This window comes from Roseateles sp. (assembly GCF_036404855.1).
Lineage (GTDB): Bacteria > Pseudomonadota > Gammaproteobacteria > Burkholderiales > Burkholderiaceae_C > Pelomonas.
In genome coordinates, this window is the sequence record NZ_DASWYS010000007.1 from 19,575 (window position 1) to 41,750 (window position 22,176).

The 22,176-nt window shown below is 66.2% G+C and carries 18 protein-coding genes and 2 pseudogenes; 9 read left to right on the forward strand and 11 right to left on the reverse strand.

Annotated features, from left to right (window positions below; translation table 11 throughout):
* Position 1: 1 nt before the first annotated feature.
* Genes VGF12_RS00405 through VGF12_RS00420 form a run of 4 tightly spaced genes read left to right on the forward strand, consistent with a single transcriptional unit; the run spans position 2 to position 4,532 of the window.
* On the forward strand, positions 2-2,017 hold the full coding sequence (locus tag VGF12_RS00405; RefSeq protein ID WP_331174071.1) for an ABC transporter permease: 2,016 nt from the start codon (positions 2-4) through the stop codon (positions 2,015-2,017).
* A 7-nt stretch (positions 2,018-2,024) separates the two neighbouring features.
* A complete protein-coding gene (locus VGF12_RS00410; RefSeq protein ID WP_331174072.1) occupies positions 2,025-3,416 on the forward strand; it encodes a TolC family protein in 1,392 nt (463 codons plus the stop codon).
* Positions 3,413-3,751: a phosphotyrosine protein phosphatase gene (locus VGF12_RS00415; protein ID WP_331174073.1), complete on the forward strand. Its 339-nt coding sequence runs from the start codon at positions 3,413-3,415 to the stop codon at positions 3,749-3,751. Before VGF12_RS00410 ends, VGF12_RS00415 begins: the two co-directional genes overlap by 4 nt.
* 4 nt (positions 3,752-3,755) lie before the next feature.
* A complete protein-coding gene (locus VGF12_RS00420) occupies positions 3,756-4,532 on the forward strand; it encodes a glutaminyl-peptide cyclotransferase (protein WP_331174074.1) in 777 nt (258 codons plus the stop codon).
* A gap of 17 nt (positions 4,533-4,549) precedes the next feature.
* Here the strand turns inward: VGF12_RS00420 and VGF12_RS00425 are convergent, their stop codons facing one another.
* Positions 4,550-5,011: a nuclear transport factor 2 family protein gene (locus VGF12_RS00425; RefSeq protein ID WP_331174075.1), complete on the reverse strand. Its 462-nt coding sequence runs from the start codon at positions 5,009-5,011 to the stop codon at positions 4,550-4,552.
* 89 nt (positions 5,012-5,100) lie between these two features.
* Positions 5,101-6,279 carry an acyl-CoA dehydrogenase gene (locus VGF12_RS00430; protein ID WP_331174076.1) on the reverse strand — a complete coding sequence of 393 codons (1,179 nt, stop codon included), beginning with the start codon at positions 6,277-6,279 and terminating at the stop codon, positions 5,101-5,103.
* A gap of 149 nt (positions 6,280-6,428) precedes the next feature.
* On the opposite strand from VGF12_RS00430, the gene VGF12_RS00435 reads away from it, so the two are divergent.
* The gene (locus tag VGF12_RS00435; RefSeq protein ID WP_331174086.1) at positions 6,429-7,304 is read left to right on the forward strand and encodes a LysR family transcriptional regulator; all 876 of its coding nucleotides are present in this window, start codon (positions 6,429-6,431) and stop codon (positions 7,302-7,304) included.
* Positions 7,305-7,415: 111 nt separating this feature from the next.
* Here VGF12_RS00435 and VGF12_RS00440 read toward each other — a convergent pair whose 3' ends face one another.
* A complete protein-coding gene (locus VGF12_RS00440) occupies positions 7,416-8,060 on the reverse strand; it encodes a PEP-CTERM sorting domain-containing protein (protein WP_331174077.1) in 645 nt (214 codons plus the stop codon).
* Positions 8,061-8,318: 258 nt separating this feature from the next.
* Here VGF12_RS00440 and kynB point away from each other — a divergent pair, with 258 nt between their 5' ends.
* Genes kynB through kynA form a run of 3 tightly spaced genes read left to right on the forward strand, consistent with a single transcriptional unit; the run spans position 8,319 to position 11,040 of the window.
* Positions 8,319-8,960 carry an arylformamidase gene (kynB, locus tag VGF12_RS00445; RefSeq protein ID WP_331174078.1) on the forward strand — a complete coding sequence of 214 codons (642 nt, stop codon included), beginning with the start codon at positions 8,319-8,321 and terminating at the stop codon, positions 8,958-8,960.
* Positions 8,957-10,213, forward strand: coding sequence for a kynureninase (gene kynU, locus VGF12_RS00450; RefSeq protein ID WP_331174079.1), 1,257 nt, complete (start codon positions 8,957-8,959; stop codon positions 10,211-10,213). The genes kynB and kynU overlap by 4 nt, the downstream gene beginning before the upstream one ends.
* Entirely contained in the window at positions 10,213-11,040 is an 828-nt protein-coding gene (gene kynA, locus VGF12_RS00455; RefSeq protein ID WP_331174080.1) for a tryptophan 2,3-dioxygenase, read from the forward strand. The genes kynU and kynA overlap by 1 nt, the downstream gene beginning before the upstream one ends.
* Here kynA and tnpB read toward each other — a convergent pair.
* The 8 genes and pseudogenes from tnpB to VGF12_RS00490 all read right to left on the reverse strand — a co-directional run bounded on the left by tnpB (position 10,974) and on the right by VGF12_RS00490 (position 20,461).
* Positions 10,974-11,138 (reverse strand): IS66 family insertion sequence element accessory protein TnpB, encoded by a 165-nt coding sequence (tnpB, locus tag VGF12_RS26205; protein WP_414709952.1) that lies wholly within the window; start codon positions 11,136-11,138, stop codon positions 10,974-10,976. The genes kynA and tnpB overlap by 67 nt on opposite strands.
* Positions 11,139-11,392: 254 nt before the next feature.
* Positions 11,393-11,731, reverse strand: a complete 339-nt coding sequence (locus VGF12_RS00460) for a hypothetical protein (RefSeq protein ID WP_331174081.1) — start codon at positions 11,729-11,731, stop codon at positions 11,393-11,395.
* A gap of 682 nt (positions 11,732-12,413) precedes the next feature.
* Positions 12,414-13,457: pseudogene (gene tnpC / locus VGF12_RS00465) on the reverse strand (IS66 family transposase); the annotation flags it as partial.
* Between the two features lie 178 nt (positions 13,458-13,635).
* Positions 13,636-13,779, reverse strand: a complete 144-nt coding sequence (locus VGF12_RS00470) for a hypothetical protein (protein ID WP_331174087.1) — start codon at positions 13,777-13,779, stop codon at positions 13,636-13,638.
* Between the two features lie 279 nt (positions 13,780-14,058).
* Positions 14,059-14,130: pseudogene (locus VGF12_RS00475) on the reverse strand (hypothetical protein); the annotation flags it as partial.
* Positions 14,117-14,455 (reverse strand): hypothetical protein, encoded by a 339-nt coding sequence (locus VGF12_RS00480; protein WP_331174082.1) that lies wholly within the window; start codon positions 14,453-14,455, stop codon positions 14,117-14,119. The pseudogene VGF12_RS00475 and the gene VGF12_RS00480, both read right to left, overlap by 14 nt.
* A complete protein-coding gene (locus VGF12_RS00485; protein WP_331174083.1) occupies positions 14,452-18,618 on the reverse strand; it encodes an RHS repeat-associated core domain-containing protein in 4,167 nt (1,388 codons plus the stop codon). Before VGF12_RS00485 ends, VGF12_RS00480 begins: the two co-directional genes overlap by 4 nt.
* A gap of 211 nt (positions 18,619-18,829) precedes the next feature.
* Positions 18,830-20,461 (reverse strand): secretin N-terminal domain-containing protein, encoded by a 1,632-nt coding sequence (locus VGF12_RS00490; protein ID WP_331174084.1) that lies wholly within the window; start codon positions 20,459-20,461, stop codon positions 18,830-18,832.
* A gap of 516 nt (positions 20,462-20,977) precedes the next feature.
* Here VGF12_RS00490 and VGF12_RS00495 point away from each other — a divergent pair.
* Positions 20,978-22,176: aminopeptidase P family N-terminal domain-containing protein (locus VGF12_RS00495; protein ID WP_331174085.1), on the forward strand; the 1,199-nt coding region annotated here is incomplete at its 3' end.

Sequence of the window (22,176 nt, forward strand, 5' to 3'; positions counted from 1 at the left end):
CATGGCTCTCATCGAGCTGAAGGACGTCGCCCGGCACTACCAGCTGGGCGAGATCGACGTCCCGGCGCTGGACGGCGTCAGCCTCGCCATCGAGGCCGGCGAGTTCGTCGCCATCATGGGCCAGTCGGGCTCGGGCAAGAGCACGCTCATGAACGTGCTCGGCTGCCTGGACAACCCCACGCGCGGCCGCTTCCTCATCGGCGGGCAGGACGCCGGAACGCTGGGGCCCGACGAGCTCGCCGCGCTGCGCCGCGAGCGCTTCGGTTTCATCTTCCAGCGCTACCACCTGCTGCCCCACCTGGACGCCCGCGCCAACGCCGCCCTGCCCGCCGTCTACTCCGGCGTCGGCCAAGGCCCGCGGGCGAGTCGCGCCCAGGCGCTGCTCGAACGCCTGGGCCTGGGCGAGCGCCTGCACCACCGCCCCAACGAACTGTCCGGCGGCCAGCAGCAGCGCGTGTCCATCGCCCGCGCCCTGATGAACGGCGGCCAGATCATCCTGGCCGACGAGCCCACCGGGGCGCTGGACTCGGCCTCCGGCGCGGAGATGCTGCGCCTGCTCAAGGAGCTCAACGAGCGCGGCCACACGATCATCCTCGTCACGCACGACGCCGCCGTGGCCGCCCACGCACGCCGGGTCATCGAGCTGAAGGACGGCAAGGTCGTCGCGGACAACGGCACGCCGGCCGACCATCGCGCCCCGAGCGAGCTGCCCAGCGACGCGCCGCCGCTGAAGCAGGGCGGCCACCTGCGCCGCGTCCAGGTGCAGTGGCGCGAGGCCGTCGCCACGGCCCTGCTCGCGCTCCGCGGCAACCGGCTGCGCACGGCGCTGTCCATGCTCGGCATCAGCATCGGCATCGCCTCGGTGGTCAGCATCGTGGCCCTGACCACCGCCGCACGGGCCTCCATCGAGACGGACCTCTCCAGCCTGATCTCCGGCCGCATCCCGGTCTGGCGCGGCAACCCCGCCCTGCCGCCCGGCGCCGTGGCCCAGCCCTTCAGGCCGCATGAGATCGACTCGCTGCGCGCGCTCGCCGGCGTCAAGGGCATCACGCTCAACCGCCAGATGCAGCTGACCGCCCGCCACCAGTCGCGCGACGCCATGCTGGAGGCCGTCGGCGGCGATGCCAACACGCTGAAGGCACGCAAGCTCAAGCTGGCGCAGGGCCGCTACTTCAATGCGATGGATCTGGAGACGCGCAGCCAGGTTGCCGTCATCGACGAGAAGGCGCGCGACGCACTGTTCAAGAAGGGCGAGTCGCCGCTGGGCCAGCTGATCTTCGTCAACCCCGGCATGGCGCCCGCCCCCGAGGCCCAGGCGGTGCCGGGCGCCCCGCCACCGCCGACGGCCGCCCTGCCCTTCACGGTGGTCGGCGTCGTGGCGCCCGAGGGCGGCGCCTTCAGCTTCGGCAGCTGGCTGGGCCAGCTCTACCTGCCCCACACCACCTTCTCCCGCAAGCTGGATGCGCGCGCCGACGTCGACAACTTCGACGTGCTGCTGGACCTGAGCGTGCCGCCCCAGCAGGTGCGCGAGCAGCTCATCCACCGCCTCAAGGCCCTGCACGGCCGCGAGGACTTCGGCACCTGGAACGGCGAGGAGGAGTTCCGCAAGTTCCAGAGCGTGACGAGCGCGATGGCGGCGCTGTTCGCCGGCGTGGCGGCCATCTCGCTGCTGGTGGGGGGCGTGGGCGTCATGAACATCATGCTGGTGTCCGTCTCCGAGCGCACCCGCGAGATCGGCATCCGCATGGCCGTGGGCGCGCGCCAGGGCGACGTGAGGCTGCAGTTCCTCATCGAGGCCGTGGTGCTGTGCTGCCTCGGCGGCCTCGTGGGGGTGGCCCTGAGCTGGCTGGCCGCCCAGGGCCTCAACGCGGCCCAGCAGCACCTGCATGTGGACATCAGCTGGACGGCGCTGGGCGTGGCCTTTGCGGTGTCCAGCGGCGTGGGCCTGGTGTTCGGCACCCTGCCCGCGCGCCGCGCGGCGGCACTGAGTCCGGTGGACGCGCTGGCACGGGAGTAACCCAAAGATGAAGCTGACCTCGATCGCCCTGGCAACCCTGCTGCTCGCCGGCTGCGCCCACGGCCCTGCCGACCGCGCGCCGGACGTACCCGTGCCCACCGCCTGGGCGCTGGACGCCGGCGACGCCGCCCCCGACTGGGCCGGCCTGCTGGACCCGACGCTGGCCGCCCTGCAGGCTCGCGCGCTGCAGGCCAACCGCGACATCGCGCTGGCCGCCCAGCGCTGGAAGCAGGCCCAGCTGCTCGTCGAGCAAAGCCTGCTGCGCTGGACACCCAACGCCAGCCTGTCCGCCAACGCCAGCCGCCCGGTGCAGACGCAGAGCACGACCCGCAATGTCGACGTCGGCGGCGTCACGGTGCCGGTGACCACCTCCACCGGCTGGAGCCGCAGCTACGGCGCCTCGCTGGGCGTCGGCTACGAACTGGACCTGTGGGACCGCCTGGGCCAGACGACGGCGCTGCAGCGCGCCCAGGCCGAGGCCGCACGCACGGACATTGCCGCGGCCCGCCTGCTCATCCGCAGCCAGGTGGCCGAGGCGTACTGGACGCTCGCCGCCATCGACGCCCAGCGCCCCCTGGCCGAGGCCCAGCTCGTGCTGACCCGCGAAACGCTGGTGCTGACCCGTGCCCGCGTGCGCGAGGGCAAGCTGCTGCCCATCGAGCTGGACAAGATCGCCGTCAACGTGCAGGCCGCCGAATCACGCCTGGCCGACCTCGCGGCCGATGCCCGCCTGCAGCGCCACGTGCTGGCACTGCTGCTGGACGAACCGCTGCCCGGTCCCGCGCCCGAAACCGCCCTGCAGGCCGTTCTTCCCGCCGGCGAACCACCGCGCTGGCGCCTGGCCGAGCCGGCCGAGGTGCTGGCGCAGCGTCCGGATGTCCAGCGCGCCCGCCTGGGCGTGGACGCCGCGCTGGCCCGGCTGCGCGTCAGCGAGGCGGACCGCTACCCGCGCCTGAGCTTCTCCGCCGCACTCAGCACCGGCGGCACGCGCTCGAGCGACTGGCTGTCCCAGCCTCTGGCCGCCTTCGCCGCCAACCTCGCCGTGCCGCTGATCGACTGGCAGCGCCTGAACCTGCAGCGGGACAGCGCCCGCACCGAGCTCGACACCGCGGCCCTGACGCTGCGCGACACGCTGCACAAGGCGCTGGCCGACATCGAAGCCCAGCGCATCGAGGCCGAACGCACCGCCCAGCAGCTGCAGGCCAATGCCGGTCGGCTCAGGGAGGCCGCCGAGAACGAGCGCCTGGCCGCGCTGCGCTACGAGGTGGGTGCCATCGCGCGCGCGGACTGGCTGCAGACCCGCAGCGCCGTGCTCGACGCCGAGCAGACCCGCATCCGGCTGCGGCTGACGCAATGGGTCCGACAGGCGGCCCTGTTCAAGTCCCTCGGCGGTGCATGACGGCACGGCGCAACGTCCTCTTCATCTGCAGCCGCAACCAGTGGCGCAGCCCGACCGCGGAGCAGGTGTTCCGCCGCCACCCGGCGCTCAATGTGCGCTCGGCCGGCACCAGCGCAAGCGCGCGCCGGCGGGTCGGCGCCGCCGACCTCGACTGGGCTGACGTCATCCTCGTCATGGAGACGCACCACAAGTCGCGCCTGCTGCAGGACCACGCCGCACGGCTGGCCGGCAAGCCACTGCATGTGCTCGACATCCCCGACGACTTCCGATTCATGGACCCGGACCTGGTGGAACTGCTCCAGACAGCTGTGCCGGCGCTGCTTGATTTACGCTGACGGCATGAACCCGCCTTTCGAATCCCGCCGGCGCGCCCTGCTGACGGCGCTGGCCAGCACGACGGTCACGCCCTGGGCCTGGGCCGCCCCGCCCGTGCAGGGCTACAAGGTCGTCAACAGCTACCCGCACGACCCAGATGCGTTCACCCAGGGCCTGTTCTTCCATGACGGCTTCCTGTACGAGAGCACGGGCCTGCGCGGCCGCTCCAGCATCCGCAAGGTGGACCTGGCCACCGGTCGTGTTCTGCAGGCCGTGGAGCTGCCGGGCGAGTTCTTCGGCGAGGGCATCACGATGTGGGGCGACCGCCTCATCGGCATCACCTGGCAGGAGCAGACGGCGTTCGTGCTGGACTTGAAGACCTTCAAGCTCTGGCGCAAGTTCAACTACGCCGGCGAGGGCTGGGGCATCACCCATGACGGCCGCGAGCTCATCATGAGCGACGGCACGGCTGAGCTGCGCTTCCTGGATCCGTTGACCTTCAAGGAGTTGCGCCGCGTGCGCGTGACGGCGAGCGGCCGTCCCGTCGACCTGCTCAACGAGCTGGAGTGGGTGGACGGCGAGGTCTACGCCAACGTCTGGCAGACCGACCGCATCGCCCGCATCAACCCCAAGACGGGCCAGGTGACCGGCTGGATCGACCTGACCGGCCTGCTGCCCCAGCGCAGCGGCGCCGACGACGTGCTCAACGGCATCGCCTACGACGCCAAGGCCCGGCGCCTGTTCGTCACCGGCAAGCTCTGGCCCAAACTGTTCGAGATCCAGCTGACCAAGCCGCGCTGAGCGGGACCGGCGGCCCTTCAGCGGCAGACGTCGCTGCCCTGGTCGAACACGATCTCCCAACCGCCGGCCGGCTTGCGCCGCCAGACGGACTGGAAGCGCGCCACCACCTTGCCCTCGGGATCGGTCACCGGACCACTGCTCTGTGCCAGCTCTCCACTCGGCAGCACGACGACAAGCTCGGGCTTCCACGCGAACGGCGCCGTGGCGCCTTCGAAGAACTTCTGCCACACGGCCATCACGCCATCCGGCCCGCGCAAGGGCTGCTTGCCGTTGATGAAGATGACGTCCGGCGCCAAGAGCCGCCTGAAGCCGGCGGCATCGCGCGCTGCCATGCGCGCGGCAAAAGTGTTCTCGACGGCCGTGACCTCCGAGACGCGGCGGGCGATCTCATCCGGTGCCGGCCACGCATCGGCCGCTTGGGCGGCGGCCGCGGCAGGCATCGCGGCAGCGGCAAACAGGGCTTGGCGGCGGTTGGTCAAGGGTGGCTCCTCTTGCGTTGAGCCACCAGCATGCCCGCCGCCGTCCTCCCTGACTCAAGTCACCCGCCAAGTCCCTCGAGGGCAGGCCTTCAAAACGCGGCGATGCCCGTCTGCGCGCGACCGAGGATCAGCGCGTGGATGTCGTGCGTGCCCTCGTAGGTGTTGACCACTTCGAGGTTGACCAGGTGGCGGGCGATGCCGAACTCGTCGGAGATGCCGTTGCCGCCCAGCATGTCGCGCGCCATGCGGGCGATCTCCAGGCTCTTGCCGCAGGAGTTGCGCTTCATGATGGAGGTGATCTCCACCGCGGCCGTGCCGTCGTCCTTCATGCGCCCGAGGCGCAGGCACCCCTGCAGGCCCAGCGTGATCTCGGTCTGCATGTCGGCCAGCTTCTTCTGGATCAGCTGGTTGGCCGCCAGCGGCTTGCCGAACTGCTTGCGGTCCAGCGTGTACTGGCGGGCGGTGTGCCAGCAGTCCTCGGCCGCACCCAGGGCCCCCCAGGCGATGCCGTAGCGGGCGCTGTTCAGGCAGGTGAACGGGCCCTTGAGGCCGCGCACCTCGGGGAAGGCGTTCTCTTCCGGCACGAACACCTTGTCCAGCACGATCTCGCCGGTGATGGACGCGCGCAGGCCCACCTTGCCGTGGATGGCCGGCGCCGACAGGCCCTTCCAGCCCTTCTCCAGCACGAAGCCCCGGATCTGGCCGCCGTCGTCCTTGGCCCAGACGACGAAGACGTCGGCGATGGGGCTGTTGGTGATCCACATCTTGCTGCCAGTCAGCTCATAGCCCCCGTCCACCTTGCGGGCGCGGGTGATCATGGAGCCGGGGTCGGAGCCGTGGTTGGGCTCGGTGAGGCCGAAGCAGCCGATCCACTCGCCGGTCGCCAGCTTGGGCAGGTACTTCTGCTTGGTCGCTTCGTTGCCGAACTCGTTGATGGGCACCATCACGAGGGAGGACTGCACGCTCATCATCGAGCGGTAGCCCGAATCCACGCGTTCGACTTCGCGGGCAATCAGGCCGTAGCAGACGTAGTTCAGGCCGGCACCGCCGTACTCGGTCGGGATGGTGGGCCCCAGCAGACCCAGCTCCCCCATCTCACGGAAGATGCCCGCGTCCGTCTGCTCGTTGCGGAAGGCCTCCAGCACGCGCGGGCGCAGTCGGTCGGTGCAATAGGCCGCAGCGGCGTCGCGCACCATGCGCTCGTCGTCGGTGAGCTGCTCATTGAGCAGCAGCGGGTCGTCCCAGTGGAAGCTTGCCTTGGTGGCCATGGTGGTGTCCTCGTTGATCAGGTCAGGCCGGACGATGAGCCCGGGCGCGTATGGCGCCCAGTATTCCTCCCGTCACGATTCGTGTCCAATTCAATAAACGACTTCGACGATTCGCCGCACCTATGGACATCCCCGCCGCCACCCGCTCGATGGAATTCCGACACCTGCGCTATTTCATCGCGCTGGCCGAGGAACTGCACTTCGGCCGCGCCGCAGAACGGCTGGGTCTGACGCAGCCGCCGCTGTCGGTCGCCATCCAGCAGCTGGAGGCCAGCGTCGGCGCCCGCCTGTTCGATCGCGACAGCAGGGGTGTGCGCCTCACGCCCGCCGGCGAGGCCTTCCGTGGCAGCGCGTCCGCGCTGCTGGCGCGCGCCGAGGAAGCCTGCGCCCAGGCCCGTGACGTTCAGGCCGGCGAGGTGGGCCGGCTGCGCCTGGGCTTTGTCGGCTCCACGCTGTTCCACGGCCTGTCCGCCTGGCTGCTGGCCTTCCAGGCCGCCCGCCCCAAGGTCGAGGTCATCGTCGTGGAGCTGAACTCGCAGGACCAGATCGACGCACTGCTGGGCGAGGAGCTCGACCTCGGGCTCGTCCACACCGACCGGCTGCCGCCGACCCTCGCCTCGCAACCGCTCTACAGCGAACCGTTCTTCGCCTGCCTGCCGGCAGGCCACGCGCTGGCGGCGCTGGACGCCATCCCGCTGGCGGCCCTGAGCGACCAGCCCTTCATCCTGTTCTCCCGCAAGGGCTCGCCGGACTATCACGCCCGCATCGTCGAGATCTGCCGCCAGCACGGCTTCTATCCACGGCTGCAGCACGAGGGCCGCCATTGGCTGTCGGTGGTGTCCCTGGTCTCCCAAGGGCTGGGCGTCAGCATCGTGCCGGCCGCGTTCCAGCAGGCCGGCATCCAGGGGGCGGTGTTCAGGCCGCTGGCCGAGAGCATCGAGCCGTCGGCGGTGTTCGCGGCGTGGCGAACGGACGCGGCCGGCGTGCTGCGCGAGCGCTTTCTGGCGGCACGCCCCGGCACCTGACGTCACCACGCAAGGCCAAACCACGTCCACTGGGTCACAGGGCCCGCTACGTCCGCTGCACCGAACACCCTGCCCAGCCGCCGCCTGGCACCCCCAAGTCGAGATGACGCGTCAGCGGCGGCGCCGGGTGGCCGCCAGGCCTGCCAGGGCCAGGCCCGCCAGCGCCAGCGATGCGGGCTCCGGCACCGTGGTGCCAGCCGTGCCATAGCGGAAATTGTCGATGGCGTTGTACAGCGGCGCGTCGGGCATCGAGATCTCCACGGAGGTGATGCCGACCGACGAAGTGAAGCCGATGAAGGCCAGCGACGGGTCGGCGATGCTCTGAGAGGCGGAGGCGCTGAACGAGCTGCCGTCCGAGAAGGCGAAGTTGAACGTGACGGAGCCGCCGGGGAAGAGTCCGCCGAAGTCCATGGCGATCGCCGTGACGGCACCGGCCAGGGTCGCCGTCACCGTGTTGACGCCGCTGGTGGCAAAGTCGGAGTTCAGGTAGCCCCCCCCGGTATAGCCGGTGCCGTAGTAGTCCTGGCCGATGACGAACATCGAGCCGTTGGACGTGAACGTGACGCCGCCCTGGGTCAGCGAGGCCAGGCTCGTGAACGAATTGCTGGGAACCAGCCCCTCGAAGTCCACGAGGCTGACGCCCGAAGTGGCGGCCTGGAAGTCGGCCAAGCTGGCATAGCTGACCAGGACGGCATGGGCGCTGGCGGCGCCCAGCGCCAGCGCCGCGGCCAGGGAGACGGATTTCAGGACTTGCATCGCGTGACTCCTTCAGCGCTTTGTTGCGCTGACGCTGACAAGCAAGGCCCGTACCGCCCTTCCCACACCTCCGGGAAAATCGCGCCGCCAAGGCCTGCGGGCGGCCCCGACGGCGCCACGATGTAAAGAACACCGACGGGGCGCCACGGAGCCGACCGGGTCAGGGGGCGGTCGCACGGCCGCAGCCTCGCCGGTTGACACGCAGTTGGAATTAACCGACACCATGACCCTTCAGGCAAAGCTATGGTGCCGCCCGCCATGCCTTCCAACGCCGCTCCCCGCCTCTGGGACATCTCCCCCGTCGTCGCGCCCGACGCGCCGATTTTTCCGGGCGATGAGCCTTACAGCCTGCGCTGGACCGCCCAGCTGTCCCCAGGCTGCCCGGTCAACCTCAGCGCCATCACGATGTCGCCCCACGTGGGCGCACACGCCGACGCGCCACTGCACTACGCCAACGACGCCCCGGCCATCGCCGAAGTGCCACTGGACACCTACCTGGGCCGCTGCCGCGTCATCCACGCGGTGGGTGCGACACCGCTGATCACCGTCGAGCATCTGCGCCACGCCGAGGCCGGCCTGCCGCCGCGGGTGCTGGTGCGCTGCTGCGAGAGGGCCGACACGGTGTGGAACCCCGCCTTCACCGCCTACGCCCCCGAGGCCATCGCCTGGCTGGCCGCCCGCGGCGTAAAGCTGATCGGCATCGACACGCCCAGCGTGGACCCCGCCGATTCCAAGGTGCTGGACAGCCACCAGCAACTGCGCCGCCTGGACCTGCGCGTGCTCGAGAACCTGGTGCTCGACGACGTGCCCGAGGGCGACTACGAACTGATCGCACTGCCACTGAAGCTGCAAGGCGCCTGCGCCTCCCCGGTGCGCGCCATCCTGAGAGAACTCCCATGACGTCCCGAGAACAAGCCCTCGCGCTCGACGCGCGCGACCCGCTACGCCCCCTGCGAGAGCATTTCACACTGCCGCCCGGCGTCATCTACCTGGACGGCAACTCCCTCGGCGCGCTCCCCAAGGCCACGCCCGCCCGCATCGCGCGGGCCGTGGAACAGGAATGGGGCCAGGGCCTGATCGCGAGCTGGAACAACGCCGGCTGGATCGACCTGCCGCGTCGGCTGGGTGACCGCCTGGCGCCCTGGGTGGGCGCCGGGGCCGGCGAGGTCCTGGTGGGCGACTCCACGTCGATCAACCTCTACAAGGTGCTGCACGCGGCGCTGCAGCTGCAGCCTGCGCAACGCCGTGTGGTGGTGAGCGAGCGCAGCAACTTCCCGACCGACCTCTACATCGCGCAGAGCGTCGTGAACGCCCATGGCGGCGAATTGGTGCTGGCCGATGCCCCCGAGGACATCCCTGCCCTGCTCGACGGCCGCTGCGCGGTGCTGATGCTGACGCATGTGAACTACCGCAGCGGCCGCATGCACGACATGGCCGCGCTGACGCGCGCGGCCCACGAGGCCGGCGCGCTGGCGCTTTGGGACTTGTGCCACAGCGCCGGCGCCGTGCCGGTGGACCTGCGCGGCGCCGACGCGGATTTCGCCATCGGCTGCGGCTACAAGTACCTCAACGGCGGCCCCGGCGCCCCGGCCTTCGTCTGGATGCACCCGCGCCACGCCGGCCGCGCCCATCAGCCGCTGACAGGCTGGCTGGGTCACGCGGCCCCGTTCGCGTTCACCACCGACTACCGACCCGCCGACGGCATCCAGCAGTTCCAGTGCGGCACGCCGGCGGTACTGGCGATGACGGCGCTGGAGGCCTCGTTGGACGTGTTCGACGCCGCGCAGGCGCTGGGCGGCATGGCCGCACTGCGCGCCAAGTCGCTGGCGCTGACGCAGTCCTTCATCACCGAGCTGGACACGCGCGTGCCCCAGGCCCGCGTGGCGTCGCCGCGCGAAGCAGCACTGCGCGGCTCGCAGGTGTCTTTCTCGCTGCCGGCGGAGATCGACGGTTACGCCGTGATGCAAGCGCTCATCCAGCGTGGCGTCGTGGGCGACTTCCGCGCCGGCGAGCCGGGGCTGCTGCGCTTTGGCTTCACGCCGCTCTACACCCAGCATGTGGACGTGGTCGACGCCATCAACGTCCTCGTCGACGTGCTCGCCACCCAGTCCTGGCGCGCCCCCGAGTTCCAACGCCGCAGTGCAGTGACCTGATGACCAAGATCGAACACCACGGCGCCCAGCTCGACTTCTCCCAGGACATGAGCTATGGCGACTACCTCCAGCTCGACGCGCTCCTGAACGCGCAGCGGCCGCTCTCGCCCGACCACAACGAGATGCTCTTCATCGTCCAGCACCAGACCTCGGAGCTGTGGATGAAGCTGATGCTGCACGAGCTGCACGCGGCCGTCGCCAACGTGGCGGCCGACCGGCTTCCCGAGGCCTTCAAGATGCTGGCGCGGGTCTCACGCATCATGGAACAGCTGGTACACGCCTGGGACGTCCTGGCGACGATGACGCCCCCCGAGTACAGCGCGATCCGCCCCTATCTCGCGAAAAGCAGCGGCTTCCAGAGCGCGCAGTACCGGCGCATCGAGTTCATGCTGGGCAACAAGAACCCCGCCATGCTCAAGCCGCACGAGCACCGGCCGGACCTGCTGGCCCAGGTGCAGGAGGCCTTCCAGGCGCCGTCGCTCTACGACGAGGTGCTCAAACTGATGGCCCGCCGGGGCATCTCCGTGCCGGCGGCCAACCTGGACCGCGACTGGACCCAGCCCCACGTGGCAGACGAGGGCGTGAAAGCGGCCTGGCTGACGGTATACCGCGCACCCGAGAAGCACTGGGACCTCTATCAGATGGGCGAGGAACTGGTGGACCTGGAGGACGCCTTCCGCCTCTGGCGCTTCCGCCACGTGACGACCGTGGAGCGCGTCATCGGCTTTAAGCGCGGCACCGGCGGCACCGGCGGCGTCAGCTATCTGCGCAAGATGCTGGACGTGGTGCTGTTCCCGGAGCTGTGGGCGCTGCGCACCGAGCTTTGAGGCTGGCACTCCAGCCGCTTGGCCCACACGCACCAACCGCTGCGGTCGAAGTACAGCACCTTGATCTGCGGGCCTCGCCGATTGACGAAGGCGAACAGCGTGCTATCCGTAAGCGCTCAGCGAAGTCATGTTGACGGCGCGACTACAACGGCGAACGGCTGCGCGGCCGGCAAGAGCCGGCAGGCAGCGCCCTTGCCAGACTACTTCTGAAGTGGCTGGCTTGCCGCGCTTTTGAAACGAATCGGGATGGGCTTGGTTGCATCGAGGGGTGATGGTCGAGTAGCTAGGCCATAGGGCTTCGCCCTCACAGATCCGATCATGCGGCTTTCCCGCACTCGGCTCTTCCCGAAGGTCACACACGCCATATGCGTTGCTCCACCCAAGAACGAGTGATCCGCACGGGAGGCAGTGGGTAGCGCGCCGTCACCGTCTCGAACCAGTCCCAGCCTGCCCGCCGCGAGCGCTGGCTGCGCCGCTTCAGACAGGTAAACCATATTCGCCGCAGTGCCTGTCGGAAGCCGGCCAGGGCCCGCCAGTTGTGCGGCATACCGTAGTTCGCGCAATGGCGCCGCAGCACGCTGACATAGCAGCGGCACTGGTCGTCCAGGGAGTCGTGCACGCGACGCCACACGTCACGGCGAAGCTCGTTCAACTTGCGAGTGATGCGCTTGCTCTGCGTCTTGTGCTTCACGATGAATCGCCCATCCCGTGGCCACCGACGCGCCAGGCTCGCTGCATTCGGCCAGCACCTGCGCCTTCTTCAACTCGCTGTATCGCCGCCGTGTCTTCTTGTCGCCTGTCATGCGTCCACCTACGTTACGTGGACAGCATCCTTGTCGCAGGCGACTGCCGGTTCAAGATGACTTTGCCGGACGGATACGCATCAGCCCCGTTCAAGACGGAATGGCTGGACGCTTACGCAGCAGACGCTGCTAGCATCAGCCAACTCCGGGCGGGCGACCGTGTGCTCTTCGGTGGCCTAGGGGCCACACGCACACTCGCTGGGCGTGAAGGCCCAGCGTCTGCCGTCGTCGCCCCTGTTCGCTGTCGCGCCCAGTGGCTCAGGAGCGCCGCTGCCTGCTCGCCCCCCCCGCCTTCGTCGGCGCGTCGCGCAGGAAGCCACCCCAGCTGTCGGGCGCCTGTGCAACGTGCCGTCGCGCTGGCTCTACGCTGGACGCTTCGCCGCCATCCCGGGTGGCTTCCTGCGCTTCGTCAGCGGCGGGCTTCGGTCAGCTTCGCTGACCTGCACCCCAACCTCGTTCTTCGCGTGGGCGCGGACCGGCGCTTGGACCGCGCCTGAACAAGGTCGGCCCCCCGCAGCGCTGCGGCAACGTAAGCAGACGGTGAACCCGTCTTGACGTTAGCAGTGCGGGTCAGTTCTGGGCGGATGCCGCGATCCAGCGATGCGGCAGGAGCTCGCCGATCCGGCTGGCCGGCTGCAATGGCAGACGCTCCAGCACGTCACGGAGGTAGGCGTAGGGGTCATGCCCATTGATGCGCGCCGAGTGAAGCAGGCTCATGATGGCCGCGGCCCGCTTGCCGGCGCGCAGGCTGCCGGCGAAGAGCCAATTGGACCTTCCGAGCGCAATCGGTCGGATCTGGTTTTCTACCCAGTTGTTGTCGATCGGTAGTCGCCCGTCGCCCAGGTAGCGCGTGAGCGCTTCCCAGCGTCGTCGGCTGTAGTCGAGGGCCTTGGCGGTCGCAGAGCCATCCGGCACCTTCTGTCGGTGCTCGTCGAGCCACTGCTTGAGTGCATCGGCGACGGGCTTGGCTCTCTCAAGTCGCAGGGCTCGTCGCTCCTCTGTGCGCAGGTCTGCGGCGTCGCGCTCGACGTCGTACAGCGCCTGGAAGAACTTCAACGCCTGCTCGCCCACCTTGCTCTGGTTGTTGACCCAGAGCTCGTGGAACTTGCGTCGGGCGTGGGCCATGCAGCCCACTTCAGTCACGCCCAGGTCGAAGCACTGTTTGTACCCACTGAAGTCGTCGACGACCAGGCTGCCCTTCCAGCTGGCATCGGTGCCGAGCTGCAGGAAGTCCCGTGCGTTCTGGCCACCGCGGGTCTCCGCGAAGTTGAAGACCACCGCTCTGATGTCATGGAAGTGCGTCGTGCACCAGCTCCACATGTAGGCCCGGTGCGTCTTGCCCTTGCCGGGCTTAAGCATCGGCACCGGTGTTTCGTCGGCATGCAGCACCGGCGCCTTCATCAGCTCCGCGGTCAGCGCGTCCACGAGCGGCTGCAGCTGCACGCCGCACTCGCCAACCCACTGCGCGAGGGTTGAGCGTGCGATGGCATGGCCCGCGCGCTCGAAGATGGCTTCCTGACGGTACAGCGGCAGGTGGTCGAGGTATTTGGCCACCAGCACTTGGGCGAGCAGCCGAGTGGTCGGGATGCCCTTGTCGACCCAGCGGGCAGCTACGACAAGGACTACAGCCCCCAAATCGCCTCGAAGAGATTACGAATCCACTCACCAAAAGCAAGGCGCTTGGACTCGCCTCTTCTCAGACGATGCATCAACAGCCACGTTGCGTACAGTGCAATCGCAAGGACGGCCACCACGCTCACGACAAAGACGACGACTTGAGCGGCAACCGACATCAGAAGTAGCCCGCTTCCTTGATGAACTGCCAGACACCCCGACTCTGTATGTAGTCAATCGGGCCTTTGAACTCCCCAGGGTCGTCGTAGTGCGTGCCGCCAGGAAGCACGCCCATGAGGTTCTTCCAGGACGCGTCTGACATTTTTTCGCACATTGCTTCGCCCCACTGCTGCCGCGCGCGATTCCAAGCCGCCGAAGCCGCCTTCAGGTTCCACGTTCCCCAAGCTGCCAGGGCCACAGGCGGCAGGGCTCCGACTCCGGTGGCTGCGGCTGGTGAAAGGCCTGCGGCAATTGCAAGCTTCACGCCTCCCGACCCTGCGGAGAAGCCAGCTATCGCAGCGTTGCCCAGTGCGGACACCCCTTTGACAACATTGAACAACCCAGCCGGGTCAACATAGCTCAGCGGATTCCCACCCACATATGCGTAGGTGTTGACGCCACCCGCTAGCCCGATAGGGTCAGATTGGGTGTACGTCCGTTCATGTAGCGGCACGACGAGAATTCAAAAAGAGAGTTGCAGCCAGCACATCCAACTCTGCATCAAAGTTCGCAGCCTTGCGTATGTACTGACGAACGTCTTCACCCAGCATTGGGTCGGGGTCACAAGCCGCTAACCGAATCAGATTTTCGACTTGCTCCCTTGTCGGATTGCGTTTAAGCCACCAATGGAAAGCGCCGTTCCTGTCATGTTCTGACCCGTTTTCGTGGCCAGGCTGATATCCCGAAACCTGCCAACGGTACAAATCGTCAGGATACATGCCTAGCGATTCCCATTCGGGAGGAAAATGCATCAAGGTGAGAAAATCTGACTTGGTCATGGCAATACCCCAGCGTCAATTTGCTCTGAGCACCATTGAGGGTCATTTCGGCAGGCCGCAGCGATAGAGGCCAAGCCACCCGCCTGAATTTGCGCAATGATTCTGCCATTTTTGAAGATAGATTGCTGGGCCTTACGAATTTTGTCTTTGGAAGATTCCGCAAGGCCTTCGCAAAACTTTTTCTGTTTACGGGTCATACGCTGCGCATCAGCATCCGAAAAAGGTTTAAAGTCACTAGTGCGCACACGGGGGCCATCATTTGCGCCAAGATGTACATGGTCCGGACCATGCTCGGGACGGAATGTAGTTGCATCTGGTCCAGGATTCGCGTGGACTGATGTTTCGCCTTGCGCCCCCGGAATTCCAGGAATATTGACTAATCCTGTCGGGTCTACGTAGCTCAGCGGGTTCCCGACCACATATGCGTAGGTGTTCAGTCCGCCGGCCAAGCCTATCGGGTCACTTTGGATATATCGCCCAGTCTGCGCGTCGTAATACCGATTCCAGTTGTAGTACAGCCCGCTCTCCGCGTCAAAGTACTGCCCCGGGAAGCCTACGTTGAATCCGCCGATATTGTCCTGAGCGATCTCTCGATCGAACGCTGCATTGGTGGCGCGCCACACAGATTGCCCAGCCGTGTTGCTCAGCACTTCCGGCCGGCCCAGATGATCGTTGTGGCTCGCGTAGAACTGACTGTTGCGCACGATACCGATCAGCTCGCCATTCAACCAGATGTAGCTGGTGGCCTGGACACCGATCTCGGCGATCATTTCACCGTTCGAGCCATAGACATAGCGCGTCTGCCCGGGGCTGGAGTTCTTGTAGACACGCTGGTTGAAGGCGTTGCTGAGATAGCTGCCCGCGGTGCTGCCGCTGATCTGCACGCTGTTCATGCGGTTGAACGCGTCATAACCGAAGACCCGGTTGAGCCCATCCCAGCGGGTCTCGGTCGTCATGTTGCCGATGGTGTTGTGGCCGAAGATTCGCCACTGCGTGCCCGTCACTCCGTCCAGCCGGTTACTGCTGCCGCCCTTGCTATAGCCCAGGGTGACGCCCTGGCGGGTATGGCTGTCCCGATTGCCCACGCCGTCCCAGGTAAAACTCTGGCTGTCACCACTGCGTGCCACCGTGGCGAGCCGGTCCCTGCCGTTGTAGGTGAAGCTGGCGGACTGGCCGGCATAGATGCTGTCGGTGATCTGCTGTATGGTGTCCGTGGCGTGGTATCCATAAGCGAGGTCATGAAGCGCGCCGCCTTCCAGCCGAGCCACGCGACCATCCGTATCCAGATGGATCAGCCTGGGCACGCCGTTGCCGAAACGCCAGGCATACAGGCGATTCGTTGCGGGCTGGTACAAGAAGTTGCTGCTGAGCGTGGTCAGGCTACCGGTGTGAGTGCTTGTGATGTTGTTCGGACGGCCATAGCTGTCGTAGCCATAGGTCAGACTGAAACCCGTGGGGTAGCTCATACCGATGTTGCGGCCCGCCGAGTCGTAGCTCCAGCTCGAGGTGTAGGTTTGCCCACTGATCACAGCCACTTGAGTGAGCAACTCGCCTGCCGCGCTATAGGTGAAGCTGGTCTGGCCCGAGCCATCGACGATGCTGGTTAGCCTGCCCTTCCCGTAGCTGCCCGCGTCAAAGGTGAAGGTCTCCGTCTGACCCGATTTCGTTCGGGAAAGCATACGCCCGAGCTTGTCCCACGTGTAGACGGTCTGACCGCCGGCATTGGTTTCGGTTTGTACGCGGCCCAGATCGTCAAGTGCATAGGTCGTCGAGCCCGTATCCGGACTGCTCTGGGTCAGCCGGTCGCCGAAGGCGTTGTAGGTGTAGTTGGTGACAAAGTTGCGGGGGTCTTTCACCCAGTCGAGCTTGCCCTCCGTGTCATAGTGAAACTCAGTAATTCCATTGTCGGGCGCCGTGACCGTCCTGAGTCGGTTATGGGCATCGTAAGTGTTTGTCGTCACGCGGCTGATCGCGTCCGTGATCGTCACAACGTTTCCATTGCCGTCGTACCCGTAAGTCAGTTGCTGGCCGGCATTACCTTTCGCTTTCCAAGGTCGACCCAATGAGTCCAGCTCGGTTCGGGCCAAGAAGCCACTAGCGGCGGCAGTCCCTACGGGCACGCCGCCACTCAGGCTCGGCGTATGACGACTCGATTTGGTCTCAAGTGTTCGGCTTCCGACCAGAAAGTCGAAATCCACGTACTCCGAAGCCGCATTGCCCAACCGGTTCAGTCGCGCGGATGCCGTGTAGCGGCGGCGTTCCACACTGCCGTTCGAGTGCGTAATGTCCAACGGCTGATGGTTGTTGTCGTACGTGATGGTCGTCGTGCGCGTCCCAGTTGGCAAGTTCCTAGCGATGCTGTAGAGGTTGCCGCGGACGTCGTAGAGGTAGCTGGTACTGACACCATTGATATCGGTATAGGTGCTCGGCTGCCCAAGGCCATTGTGTCCAGACCAAGTCTCTTGCTGGTTGAGCGCGTTTGTCCGCGAAGTCAGGTTGCCCTTGTTGTCGTAGCCTTCAACACTGACGACGTTGCCCGTGCTCGACAACAGGGTCACCGTTTTGGTCGCCAGCATGCCGTTAGCATGGAAGGTATAGGCATAGTTCCTAGTTCGAGAGGCGGTGGCAGTCCGCAGGTCGCTCCACACCTCACTGGCAATCCACTTCTTGGCATACCCTGAAGTGACATAGGTGTAGTTCACTTTGAGGTAAGCCGTGCCGGATGCGCTCTTGAATTGAACCTCTTGCAGGTCATCTCCAGACCAGATGTTGGCGCGTGTCGCTTGGCTCGCAGTGACGGCAGCAGTTGTCACGTTCAGCAGCTTGCCCGCGGCGTCGAAGGTGTAGTCGGTCTTGTTGCCGTTCCAGTCGAGGGTGTAGTCCAAATACCCATTGGCGTCATACCGGGTTTCTGAGGCGGCGGCTGCGCAGCTGGCATTGGCGACCCTGGACTGGGTGAACGGCTTCGTCATGCCGAGCACCTGCTGGGATTGGTAAGAGGTAACCTGACCGAGCGCGGTGGTCACGGTCGTCGTACCGCCGGAGTAGGTGAAGTTGTCGACCTCCTCGCCCCCCGCCAAACCGCTTTGCTGGACCCGGAAGTCGGGGTGATAGCTGTAGGTGCTGTAGCGCACGTTATTGATCGATATGCCAGTCAGTGCCTGCGGCATGCCTACCTGCTCGTAGTGGTACGTCCGCACGTCCGGCGAAGAGCCTGGCGAAGTCACACTGGTAAGTACGTTGTTGGCGTTGTAGCCATAGGTCCAGGTATTCCCATTGGGGTCGGTCACACCGGTCACCCGCCCACCAGTCCAGGTGAAGCTGATCGTCTGACCGGCCGCATTCGCAACTTGCGTCAGTTGCCCTGCGACGGAGGGGTTGTACGTGAAGGTCCTATAGAGCGTGCCGTTCTCGGCAATACTCGTGATGTAGCCACCCGCGGAGTAGGACTCGACCTTGTTGTCGGCGGCTATCTCGAAGTGCTTGATCAGAGCGCCATTCGGCTGTTTGTAGAAGTAGTAAAGCAATTCGCCTGTGGACGACGCCCCGTCAACGGTGTAGCCAACGATGGCCGACGCTGGGTTGTCCTCCAGTTGCGTGCGCACCAATTTGTAGCGCCGCTGTACACCGTTCGGTAGTGTCACAAGGATGGACTGCGGCACCTGCTGCGTCCCAATGACCGAACTCAGGTACATGGATGTCATGGACTCCAGCACCAGGGCTGGGTGCTCGACATTCGCCAACCATTTGGCACCGAACATCGAACCAGTCGCGGTAGACAGGCTGCGATAGGTGCGGCGGAGGCTCAGCCCGAATTCGGCCAACGAGGCGAAGTCCGATTCCTCTTTGAACTTCTCGCCGGTATAGATGTCGACGGGATTCGCTGTCAAACGACAGGGGTCAAATGAGTTGATCTCGAGCGGAGGGTTGCTCTTGTCCCCCGCGCGTCCTCCGGAGTACCCATTGACCCTTCGCGCGGACGAGTAGCCACCGTCCACCATTGAGTAGGTGCGATCCCAATTTGCATTGCGGCCAGTGTTTACCGACCTGCTGCACTCGGGCCGGTGTTCACTACCCGGCGGGCACACGTAAGGGCCATCTGCCCAGACGAAATTAGTGTTCGTCGCAATCAGTGCAAAGGTCGCAATGCGCAAGTGGCGCATGACCATGCTCTTTCGACCGAGTCCAACAGATCGCATCATGTTTTAGGCTCCCATATCAATTGGCCCATGAAGAACGCAGGCTTCTTGAAGACGAGAGTCTCATTCCTAACTTCACTTTAATGCGTAGTGGTATCCACTGAACCTCGAACTCTTGCGGCTCCGGCCGGTTCTGCCGTGTGCCCCGGGGCTCCATGACCAAAAGTCGGCATCGCTACGGGCGGGCCGTCGGGTCGGCCTCAACGCTCAGCAACCCACGCCCTTCAAGCCGCACTCGCACGGGTGCCGAGATCTGCTCGACCGCGCGATTGCCTGCCGTTGCCGACATATTGCCCGCGCCGACCATCAACAGTTGCCCCCCCGCAGATGGCAAGGCGCGCAGCAGCAGCCCCAATTCGGCGCCAGGCTGCAAAACGATGGGAAGGCGGCCAGATGATGCGCCGGGCGGCGCCTGTAGGGGCTGAAGTTTGGTGGCATCAAACTCCACCACGCCACGAATGGTGAAAGGGCTGTCATTCTTCAGCATGGCCAAGGCCGTGCCGCCAAACGGAATCTTGGACGGCACGCTCAGGTGCACTGTTGCAGTCGTGACCTCTGGCGCTTCTGGCAGTGCCTCGGGCACAGCATGGACGACTGTCGAAGCCTCCTGTGCCGCAACGGGGCCGCTGCCTATCGCAGCGTCCGGACTGATCCGGATGCTGGCTGCACCTGGCAGACGGTCGGTGCCACCATCCGCCCAGTTGATTGCCACATCCGGCACGGACAGGTTGCGGACAATCCGTGGCGTGAGTAGCAGCAGCAGTTGGGTCCGATCTCGGGTTTCGGCCTTCACGCCGAACAGGCGACCAAGCAGGGGAAGCCCTACAAAGCCGGACAGTCCCGAAGTCGTAGCACGGTCCTCCTGCCCGATCAGACCCGCCAGCATTTGCGTCTGGCCATCGCCTATCTGCAGCGAGGTCGAGATCTGGTGCATGCCTACCTCATAGGCGCGGGTGCCTGCGGGCCCGGTCACTTGTCGGATCATCTGGCTGGCTTCCAGCGCCAGCTTGATGGCGACTTCGTTGTCGGCCTGTATGACCGGCTCCACTTCCAGGGACAGGCCCAGGTCCAGATAGCTCACGGATGCCGCCACGGAGGTGCTGACGTCGTGGCTGGACGTGGTCGTGAAAACTGGCAGCTTCTGACCAAGATGCAGCTTCGCCTTGTCGCGGTTGCGAACCCGAACCCTTTGACTGGCAAGCAAAGCGGCTTTGCCGGTGCCGCCGCGCAGGTCGGCGAGCACGGCAGGATTGACGATGCTGACCTGGAGCTGATCGCGCTGGCCCCAAGGCACTTGGGCTGTCCCGCCGCCTTGCCCAAAGGTCAGTTGCTCTGGCCATCGCAAACCGAGATTCTCCAGACGGTCATCGGAAAGCCGCAGCACCTCGAGCTCCAGCATGACCTCGGGTTCGGGCACATCGACAGTGGCGATCAGCTGCTCTACCAGGCGCATCACCTCGGGCGTGTCGCGCACCACCAGCAAGTTCAGGCGCTCGTCGGCGTGGATGTCGCGCACCTTGGCGATCGTGCGCAGCAGGGCCTGCGTCTGCTTCAGGTCTGCGTTGCCGAGTGGGATCGTCCGCGTGATCAGCTCCTGATGCTCACGCTGTTTGGCCGGCGTATTGGGATAGATCAGGATGGCGTTGTCGCCAAGGAGCTTTCGATCCAGTTGCTGGGTCGCCAAGATGACCCTCAACGCTTCGTCGAGGGTCACATCGCGCAGGAAGAGGCTCACCGGCGTTTCGGTAGAAACGTCCTTGTCAAATTCGAAGTTCACCGCCGTCGCCTGCGCCAGAGCATCAAACATCTGACGCAGAGAACGCTCACGGAATTCCAGGCTCAGTCGCCTCCGCAGGGCAGCGCCGAGCTCCCCTGTGGTCGCATCAACGGCGCCCGCTAGCGTCGAATGCAGAACGGGTTGGACGCCTTGCCCGGCGGAAGCTGCCACGGACTCTGCCAGGGCTGAGGTGGCGCCCATGAGCCCAAGAACGTGACAACTGAGGAAGACGAAGGCGCGCAGCAAGGATGTCCGCGAAAAGTAATGAAGTTCGATCGTCCAGGAATGCTTCAGGGGTCAACAGCGACAAGCCATCGTGGCCTGCCTGCTTGTCCAGATGCTAAAGACGTAGAACGATTTGGATCGTCAAAAGCCGACATCAGCCTCGGCCGCTGCGCACGTCGCCGTCTAAGAAAGATGGGGCGTGATCCTTCGCGATGCTGCGGCCAGCGCCTCCTTCCGACGCCGTCGGCGTGACGATCGGGCCAAGACACGGCGCCAAACCTAGAATCCCGCCACCGCTTCAGCCGACCAAGGTCCGCCACCATGGACACCCGCACCTCCGAAACCCGCCTGCGCATCGAGCGCCTGCGCGACGCCCTCAACGCCCAGGGCGCTCACGCCGTGCTGGTGCCATCCAGCGACCCGCACCTGTCCGAGTACCTTCCCGACCGCTGGCAGGGCCGGCAGTACCTGTCGGGCTTCACCGGCTCCATGGGCAGCCTGGTCGTCACGCGCGACCGCGCCGCCCTGTTCGCCGACAGCCGCTACTGGGCCCAGGCCGAGGCGCAGCTTGCCGGCAGCGGCATCCAGCTCGAGAAGATGCCCACCGGCGCGTCCACGCTCTACATCGACTGGATCGCCAAGACCCTGCAGCCCGGTCAGGTGCTGGCCGTGGACGGCCAGGTCCTCGGCCTGTCGCTGGCCAACGCGCTGCGCGCGGCCATGCAGCGCGTCGGCGTCACGCTGCGAACCGACCTGGACCTGGTGCAGGACGCCTGGGACGACCGTCCCGGCCTGCCCACCGAGCCCGTCTACGAGCACCTGCCGCCCCAGGCCGCCGTGGCTCGTGCCGACAAGCTGGCCCGCGTGCGCGCCGCCATGGCCTCGGTGCAGGCCACCCACCACCTGGTGTCCACCGTGGACGACGTGGCGTGGCTGCTCAACCTGCGCGGCTCGGACGTGGAGTGCAACCCCGTCTTCATCGCCCACCTGCTGCTGGACGCGAACGGTGGCCGGCTCTTCGTCGGCGACGCCAAGCTGCCGGCCGACGTGGCGGCCCGCCTCGCGGCCGACGGCATCCAGCTGGCGCCCTACGCCCAGGCCGCTCAGGCCCTTGCCGCCCTGCCCGCCACGGCCCGGCTGCTGATCGACCCCAGGCGCGTGACACTGGGCCTGCGCGAGGCCGTGCCGGCCACCGTGTCGGTCGTCGAGCAGATCAATCCCAGCACCCTGCTGAAGAGCCGCAAGACCGCCGCAGAGGCCGCCTTCATCCGCGAGACCATGGTCGAGGACGGTGCGGCCATGTGCGAGTTTTACGCCGAGTTCGAGGCCTCGCTGGCCCGGGGCGAGCGCTGGAGCGAGCTGGACATCGACACGCGGCTCACGGCGGCGCGCAAGCGCCGCCCCGGCTTCGTCGGCCTGTCCTTCAGCACGATCGCCGGCTGGATGGCCAACGGCGCCCTGCCCCACTACCGGGCCACGCCCGAGTCCTTCTCCCAGATCGAGGGCAACGGCCTGCTGCT

What these genes read in the sequence shown, in the direction of transcription:
- VGF12_RS00420 (WP_331174074.1), top strand. Translation starts at nt 3,756, where the DNA reads ATGAACCCGCCTTTCGAATCCCGCCGGCGCGCCCTGCTGACGGCGCTG.
- VGF12_RS00470 (WP_331174087.1), bottom strand. Translation starts at nt 13,779, where the DNA reads ATGTCAGACGCGTCCTGGAAGAACCTCATGGGCGTGCTTCCTGGCGGC.
- VGF12_RS00435 (WP_331174086.1), top strand. Translation starts at nt 6,429, where the DNA reads ATGGAATTCCGACACCTGCGCTATTTCATCGCGCTGGCCGAGGAACTG.
- VGF12_RS00430 (WP_331174076.1), bottom strand. Translation starts at nt 6,279, where the DNA reads ATGGCCACCAAGGCAAGCTTCCACTGGGACGACCCGCTGCTGCTCAAT.
- VGF12_RS00480 (WP_331174082.1), bottom strand. Translation starts at nt 14,455, where the DNA reads ATGACCAAGTCAGATTTTCTCACCTTGATGCATTTTCCTCCCGAATGG.
- VGF12_RS00440 (WP_331174077.1), bottom strand. Translation starts at nt 8,060, where the DNA reads ATGCAAGTCCTGAAATCCGTCTCCCTGGCCGCGGCGCTGGCGCTGGGC.
- kynA (WP_331174080.1), top strand. Translation starts at nt 10,213, where the DNA reads ATGACCAAGATCGAACACCACGGCGCCCAGCTCGACTTCTCCCAGGAC.
- VGF12_RS00415 (WP_331174073.1), top strand. Translation starts at nt 3,413, where the DNA reads ATGACGGCACGGCGCAACGTCCTCTTCATCTGCAGCCGCAACCAGTGG.
- VGF12_RS00405 (WP_331174071.1), top strand. Translation starts at nt 2, where the DNA reads ATGGCTCTCATCGAGCTGAAGGACGTCGCCCGGCACTACCAGCTGGGC.
- VGF12_RS00485 (WP_331174083.1), bottom strand. Translation starts at nt 18,618, where the DNA reads ATGCGCCACTTGCGCATTGCGACCTTTGCACTGATTGCGACGAACACT.
- VGF12_RS00410 (WP_331174072.1), top strand. Translation starts at nt 2,025, where the DNA reads ATGAAGCTGACCTCGATCGCCCTGGCAACCCTGCTGCTCGCCGGCTGC.
- kynB (WP_331174078.1), top strand. Translation starts at nt 8,319, where the DNA reads ATGCCTTCCAACGCCGCTCCCCGCCTCTGGGACATCTCCCCCGTCGTC.
- kynU (WP_331174079.1), top strand. Translation starts at nt 8,957, where the DNA reads ATGACGTCCCGAGAACAAGCCCTCGCGCTCGACGCGCGCGACCCGCTA.
- VGF12_RS00490 (WP_331174084.1), bottom strand. Translation starts at nt 20,461, where the DNA reads ATGTTTGATGCTCTGGCGCAGGCGACGGCGGTGAACTTCGAATTTGAC.